Source organism: Vibrio sp. V23_P3S9T160 (assembly GCF_963886625.1).
Classification (GTDB): Bacteria; Pseudomonadota; Gammaproteobacteria; order Enterobacterales; family Vibrionaceae; genus Vibrio; species Vibrio anguillarum.
In genome coordinates, this window is record NZ_CAWPDB010000136.1 from 20,353 (window position 1) to 27,411 (window position 7,059).

Sequence of the window (7,059 nt, forward strand, 5' to 3'; positions counted from 1 at the left end):
TTTCTATCCTTTTAAATCATTTAGGTCGAAGCCTTCAAAATCTGATAATAAATCATCATCTGAACGTGATTTTTTGGCACTACCGCCAGTCACGATTGGCTCGAAAACATCTTCTTGCTCTTCAGCATACAGACCAAGTTGCTTCATCAGTGCTTCAATACGATCGAGTTTCTCATCAACGTATTTTTGTAAGCCGGCACCTAGGTTTTCGCCATTATCAATACGATCGAGCAACACGTTCAATTGCGCATCATTTTCCAGCATTTCGAGCTCTTGCTCAGCCGACAAACGACGCTCTTGCTTGGTCATTTTCTTCGCTGGCTCAACCACCAGAGGAATTTTTTTCTTGCTGCCTAAACGTGGATCGCGCGCTTTAGCGGCTTCTCGCTGCTGCTGATCTGAACCATCGGAATGGCGGCTACCCGCTTTCAGACCTTTCTGTTTTTTAACTCGCTTACGCAAACGGCCTTCAACATCTGCCTCACTGCGATTACGCGTGACAATCACGTCGCCTTCACCGGCTGAACCCGGCTTTCTCGATTTTTTACTACGGCTCATTACTGGGGTTTCCTCAGTAAAATTACATCATTACCAATAAATTCAAGTTCAAGCTCATCCCGCTTGGCCAAGTACTGGAAGGTTTCACGACTAAAAAAGATCACATGTGTGAGATCATTTTTGTAGTGCCACCCAGCAAACGCCTCCACGTCTTTGACTAGTTTGGTCATTAACCCAATCCAGCCTCCTGGCTTAACTAAATTTAACCATTGCTGCCAAACTTGGTGCGGCTTATGTAAATGCTCAATCACTTCAGTGGCAGTCATAAAATCATAGGTCGCCTGCAACACCTTTTCATCTGGATGAAAAAAGATATCGTATAACGACATTGTGTGCCCAGCCTCTTCCAACATAATGGATAAGGTTGGCCCCGGCCCACAACCAAAATCTAACCCGTTAGATGCCGGAGAAAGCCTCTCCAACATCGGCGCACAAACGCGTGACAAAAACTGGCGATAACCCCTATCCTGCGGGTTATTTTCATGCAAATCATAAAATGCTTTTTCCGCTTTTTCGTCAAGACGATGTTCAGGGCTAACAAACACAAGTGCACAGTGTTGGCACTGCAGATAAGAGCGAACTTTATCGGCAAAATAAGGAACTATTTGTTCACTAAAACATAATGGGCAAATGTGCATGTAACATCCTCAAACAGGGATGCGCAACATACCAGAAAGTGGCATTAGAGTGGAGAGTCAGCGCGTATTTTTTCACCAGCTAGGCAAAAAAAGATAAAAAAAGCGATAGGTAAGCCGATCATTGAGCAAAAAATTACGTTTTCTTCGGCAAAAAAGAAAACGCCCTAGCTCAGTGCTAAGGCGTTTTCAAACAACAGTGCTCGAACGGTGTAGGGTTTAGTGAAGGCCGCCAACGTATTTAGAAAGTATTTCGATGTCAGTGTCGCTGAGCTTTTTCGCGACATCACGCATCATGGCATTCATATCATTATTACGAGCGTCATCGCGGAATTTTTGCAGTTGAGCTTTGATGTAGTCAGCATGCTGACCAGAAATTTTAGGGAAACCTGAAAGCTCAGTACCATTACCACGTGGACCATGACACGCAATACAAGCGGTTAAACCACGCTCTGCATCACCTGCGCTATAAAGTGCTTTTCCTTTCACTGCAACGTCTTCAGGCGTTGAGTTCGCTGAAATAGTTTGTGATGCAAAATACGCTGCAAGATCAGCTATATCTTCGTCGCTAAGAGGCATCGCCATGGCACTCATTACGGGATCGTAACGACCTTGTTTGCCACCGCTTGTCATTCCCAGCTTGAGATCATGCAATTGCTTCTCTATGTATTTCTCATGCTGACCAGCAATTTTAGGATAGATTGTAAGTAGACTATTGCCATCAGCACTGTGACAGGCAACACACGTTTGGGATTTTGCTTTACCAGCTTCAATGCTGCCTTGGGCCCACACTGAGCAGCTGGCTAAAAGACTCAAGATTAGCGCTAATTTCTTCATGACATTCCATTTATAATTATCAAGCTTCCAGTACCACTTTGCAGTTGCTACTCACTCTCAGTGGCGACTCATGGTACAATAGGCGACCTTATGCCGAGCACGGTTATTTTACACAATTTCACAAAAAAGTAATCAATCGACTACACAAAGTCGAGATGGAGTTAACAGTGAGCGTAAAAATTCATTATCAAAACACGCATTTCATTACCAGTGCGCCTGACATTCGTCATCTACCTGATGATGAAGGGATCGAAATTGCGTTTGCAGGACGCTCCAATGCAGGTAAGTCGAGTTCGTTGAATCGCTTAACGAATCAGAAGAGCTTGGCTAAAACCAGTAAAACTCCGGGTCGAACCCAACTGATCAACCTATTTAAAGTCACTGAAGGTTGTCATATTGTGGATTTACCGGGCTATGGTTTTGCTCAAGTTCCTTTGGAACTAAAGAAAAAATGGCAAAAATCATTAGGTGAATACCTACAAAAGCGTAAGAGCTTAAAAGGGCTGGTTGTGCTAATGGACATTCGCCATCCGATGAAAGATCTCGACCAACAATTGATTTCTTGGGCTGTCGATTGCTACATCCCAGTACTAGTACTACTGACTAAAGCGGACAAGCTAAAAAGTGGCGCACGTAAAGCTCAAGTGTTAAAAATTCGTGAAGAGGCACGCTCTTTTGGCGGCGATGTCACTGTCGATGCTTTTTCATCATTGAAAGGCTTAGGCGTCGATGTGCTGCGTAATAAATTGGATACGTGGTTTGCACCCGCACTCGCACATTTAGCTGAGCAAGAAACAGTGGAAGAGATGGATGAGTGTGATTCAACTCACTTAGAAGAGATAGAAGAGAATCCAGACCATTCTGCACAACACTAATTCTGTAGAACACTAAAAATCGTGACTCCAACAGAGCCCTACCTAATCGTGGGGCTTTTTTATAGGCTTTAAATCCAAATGCGAATGGTAAAAAGAAAAATCCCCACCATCCTGGTGGGGCAACGGGAGAGAAGTAGGAGGTAATTTATTATTGTTTTGCTAAGCATTCCTTAATCCCTCCCACTTTTCAATAGGTCAAAGAGTCATCAATTCACTCACTTACCGAACACTCCTCTGGCTCACCCCAATAAAATCAACATAACATAATGAATAATAATGATATTTAAACATATTCTTTGTGTTTTAGGCGAACTTGATTTCTCATTAGAAATAATCAAAGTGTGACTGTTAGCCAGTTACAGAATTGGGTGTTTATAAAAGAAATAAAGTAACTACTCAGCAATAGAATAGTGTGTTTTTATCACCTAAATTCTCGTAAAAACAGTGATGAATATTTTCTTTGGCCCAATAAAAAACGCCCCAGTCAAATACTGACTGGGGCGGCTGAATCAGCCTAATCCAATAACGTGAAACAAAAGGTCTGAAAGATAGAACATCTTACCTCTGTACCCTACGAGAGTTAATGTATAACAAATGGTCAGAAATGAAAACTATTTTTGTAGTTTTTTTTCATGAAAATTTTATTAAACAACACAAAGTTTAAAATCAAGAACACTTGTTTCTAGGCCATAAAAAAGCCGACATTTGTGCGTCGGCTCATATAAATTAGCTAATTCTGCTCAAAAAACAACTAATGCGCCTGATCCCAGTTGTCTCCATGACCAGTATCCGCGACCAATGGCACCGCTAGCGTTGCCGCTGATTCCATCAATTGTTGTACTTTAATTTCAATTTCGGCTAAAGCCGTCTCTTGCACCTCAAACACCAGTTCATCGTGCACTTGCATCAAGAGTTTAACGCGTCCCTGTCCATGCTCCTCAATCCAAGCATCGACTAATAGCATCGCTTTTTTGATGATATCCGCAGCCGTACCTTGCATTGGAGCATTGATCGCAGCACGTTCAGCGGCTTTGCGGCGCATCCCATTACGCGATTTAATTTCAGGCAGATGCAAACGGCGACCAAATAAAGTTTCAACATAGCCAAGTTCACTAGCCGTAGAGCGTGTATCTTCCATGTATTGCATCACGCCAGGATAACGCTCAAAGTATTTATCCATATATTCTTGGGCTTCATAACGAGGAATGCCGAGCTGCTTAGCTAAACCAAAGGCGCTCATCCCGTAAATCAAACCAAAGTTAACCGCTTTCGCACGGCGACGCTGCTCACTGCTGACTTGCTCAATACTCACTCCAAGAATTTCAGCCGCGGTCGCTGCATGGATATCTTTCCCTTGCTGGAATGCTTCAAGCAGCGCTTTATCGCCGGACAAATGCGCCATAATCCGCAGCTCAATTTGCGAGTAATCGATGGCCAGAATTTTCCAGCCATGAGGAGCGATAAAGGCTTGACGGATCCGGCGTCCTTCTTCGTTACGGATCGGAATGTTTTGCAAATTTGGATCGGTTGAAGACAAACGACCAGTGGCGGTTACAGCTTGGTGATACGAGGTATGCACTCGCCCTGTGATTGGGTTGATCATTTTAGGCAGTTTGTCGGTGTAGGTCGATTTCAACTTAGCTAAACCACGATGTTCAATGATCACTTTAGGCAGAGGGTAACCGTCGAGTGCCAACTCTTGCAGTACTTCTTCATTGGTGGAAGGTGTACCTGTTGGCGTTTTCTTAATCACCGGTAGCCCCATCTGTTCAAACAAAATGGTTTGCAGCTGTTTTGGTGAGCTTAGGTTGAAAGGTTGACCCGCGATATCAAACGCTTGTTGTTCTAGTTGCTCTAAACGAGCAGCGATTTCATGCGATTGCGCGCCAAGCAACATATCATCGATCATCACGCCTGTGCGTTCCATACGTGACAACACGGGAACAAGAGGTACTTCTATCTGTTGGTAGATGCGATTGAGCTTCTCATCTTGCTCAATATGACTCATCAAACGGTGATGAAGCCGCAAAGTCACATCAGCATCTTCCGCAGCGTACGGTGCCGCTTGCTCAAGTTCGATTTGGTTGAAGGTCAGCTGGTTTTTACCTTTGCCCGCCACCTGTTCAAATGAAATACAGCTGTGTTGCAAGAATCGTAGCGCCAAACTGTCCATATCATGTTTGCCACCGACGCTGTTGTACACATAAGATGCGAGCATCGTATCGTGCTTGATGCCTTTCATATTGATACCGTAACGCGCAACAATGCTGGCATCGTATTTTAGGTTCTGCCCCACTTTGGCTTGGCTTTCATCTTCTAAAATGGGTTTAAGTTGGGCGAGTACCCAATCACGGTCCAGTTGCTTTGGTGCATCAAGATAGTCATGCGCAACAGGTATATACGCTGCAACGCCCTCTTCGGTCGCAAAAGAGAGGCCAACTAAATTCGCTACCATATAATCGAGGCTGTCGGTTTCCGTATCAAACGCAAACACTTCTGCCGCTTTCAGTTTTTCTAACCAAGTATTAAATGTCTCTTCATCTAAAATGGTTTGATATTGGCTGCGATCAATCGTGGCGGCGGTTGTATCCATCTCCCTTGCTTGTGAAGAAGAAGTGTTTACCGCACCCACTTTTTCATCAGCGTCAATCACCCCATTACCACCATCCAGCAATTCTGTTAACCAAGATTTAAACGTGAGCTGACCATAAAGTTTAATCAACTCATCAATATTGGGCTGGGTTTTGCACAAGGTTTCTGGTTTCTCTTCCAAAGCGACATCCAGCTTGATGGTGGCTAATTGGTAAGAGAGAAAAGCGTTTTCACGGTTATCCGCCAGTTTTTGCGCCATGGTTTTAGAGCCGCGAAAACCCAATTGCGCAATTTTATCGAGGTTATCGTAAATTTGCTCTAGGCTGCCAATGCCTTGTAGTAACGCAATCGCTGTTTTCTCACCGACACCCGGTACACCAGGAATGTTATCGACTTTATCGCCCATCAAGGCCAGATAATCGATGATAAGCTCAGGAGGGATACCGAATTTTTCAATCACCCCTTCACGGTCAAGTACCACATTCGTCATGGTATTGATCAAGGTGACATTCTCGTCCACTAGCTGTGCCATGTCTTTATCACCAGTGCTGATCAGCACTGGCATGCCGGCTTGTGATGCTTGAGAGGCTAACGTACCAATCACGTCATCGGCTTCGACACCTTCAATCGATATCAGCGGTAGCCCCATCGCACGGATAACATTGTGCAACGGCTCAATCTGACAACGTAGATCATCAGGCATTGGTGGACGGTTAGCTTTGTATTGTGGGTACATATCATCGCGGAAGGTTTTTCCTTTCGCGTCAAAAATAACCACCATACGCTCAGCGGAAAACTGGCGCATCATGCTACGGAGCATATTGACCACGCCATAGACAGCATTAGTTGGAATTTCGCCATTACTCATGGTGCCTGGGTAGGCATGAAATGCACGGTAAAGGTAAGAAGAGCCATCAATCAGAATGAACGGGTTGTCAGGTATGCGAGCCATAGTCTTTTGCAATCCAAAGCGAGTACGAAATGTAATGACTAAGGATGCCATGACTGTCTTGAGGATTCCACGCCAATGCACCTTGAACAACGAAACATTTTGCTGATTTGTCCACCACCGCAAATGACATTCTGTGGATAACTCTGTTCATAGTTTTTATCCACTGGTTATTAAACAGTGATTAACGAGGAAAACAATGGTGTTAACTCATTGTTTATAAATGAATAAAACAAAGATCGAACATTCCTATCATGATCTTTTTACGATCATTGATTGTGGAAAAGACTATCGATGGCCTTTTATTCACAACAAAAGCATCCTCTTGAAAATGAGCGATAAAAAAAGCGACACCCGAGGATGTCGCCTAGCAAAAACAGGTAAAACTAAGTGAAGTGATTCATTCAGCCTTACGATAAAGCTATAAATTACACTGGAAGCAATGTGAGCAATGTCGTGTCAAAAAGAACTTGCGCAAGTTCGTCGCCAATTTGTCTTGTTACTTTTAACACCTAGCAATTCGTTAATCGTAAACTCGACGTCCTTGTGAACTTCGCCATTCCCTAAGACATGGTTAATAATAATGATTCTCATTTAATTATCAACCCCTAAA

The 7,059-nt window shown here is 43.7% G+C and carries 6 protein-coding genes; 1 reads left to right on the plus strand and 5 read right to left on the minus strand.

The annotated features are described in order from the left end of the window. Positions 1-3: 3 nt before the first annotated feature. The 3 genes from yihI to AACU59_RS11685 form a co-directional block, all read right to left on the minus strand. Positions 4-558 (minus strand): Der GTPase-activating protein YihI, encoded by a 555-nt coding sequence (gene yihI / locus AACU59_RS11675; RefSeq protein WP_013855646.1) that lies wholly within the window; start codon positions 556-558, stop codon positions 4-6. Next, positions 558-1,196 (minus strand): class I SAM-dependent methyltransferase, encoded by a 639-nt coding sequence (locus AACU59_RS11680; RefSeq protein ID WP_017044505.1) that lies wholly within the window; start codon positions 1,194-1,196, stop codon positions 558-560. The genes yihI and AACU59_RS11680 overlap by 1 nt, the downstream gene beginning before the upstream one ends. Positions 1,197-1,412: 216 nt before the next feature. Further along, positions 1,413-2,030 carry a c-type cytochrome gene (locus AACU59_RS11685; RefSeq protein WP_013855644.1) on the minus strand — a complete coding sequence of 206 codons (618 nt, stop codon included), beginning with the start codon at positions 2,028-2,030 and terminating at the stop codon, positions 1,413-1,415. A gap of 167 nt (positions 2,031-2,197) precedes the next feature. Here AACU59_RS11685 and yihA point away from each other — a divergent pair, with 167 nt between their 5' ends. Next, entirely contained in the window at positions 2,198-2,905 is a 708-nt protein-coding gene (gene yihA, locus AACU59_RS11690) for a ribosome biogenesis GTP-binding protein YihA/YsxC (RefSeq protein ID WP_017048504.1), read from the plus strand. 509 nt (positions 2,906-3,414) lie between these two features. Here the strand turns inward: yihA and AACU59_RS18185 are convergent. Together AACU59_RS18185 and polA are read right to left on the minus strand one after the other, a co-directional pair. After that, complete coding sequence (locus tag AACU59_RS18185; protein WP_438356636.1) at positions 3,415-3,462, minus strand: hypothetical protein; 48 nt, start codon at positions 3,460-3,462, stop codon at positions 3,415-3,417. A gap of 194 nt (positions 3,463-3,656) precedes the next feature. Beyond that, positions 3,657-6,449, minus strand: coding sequence for a DNA polymerase I (gene polA, locus AACU59_RS11695; RefSeq protein ID WP_094145538.1), 2,793 nt, complete (start codon positions 6,447-6,449; stop codon positions 3,657-3,659). Positions 6,450-7,059 lie beyond the last annotated feature (610 nt).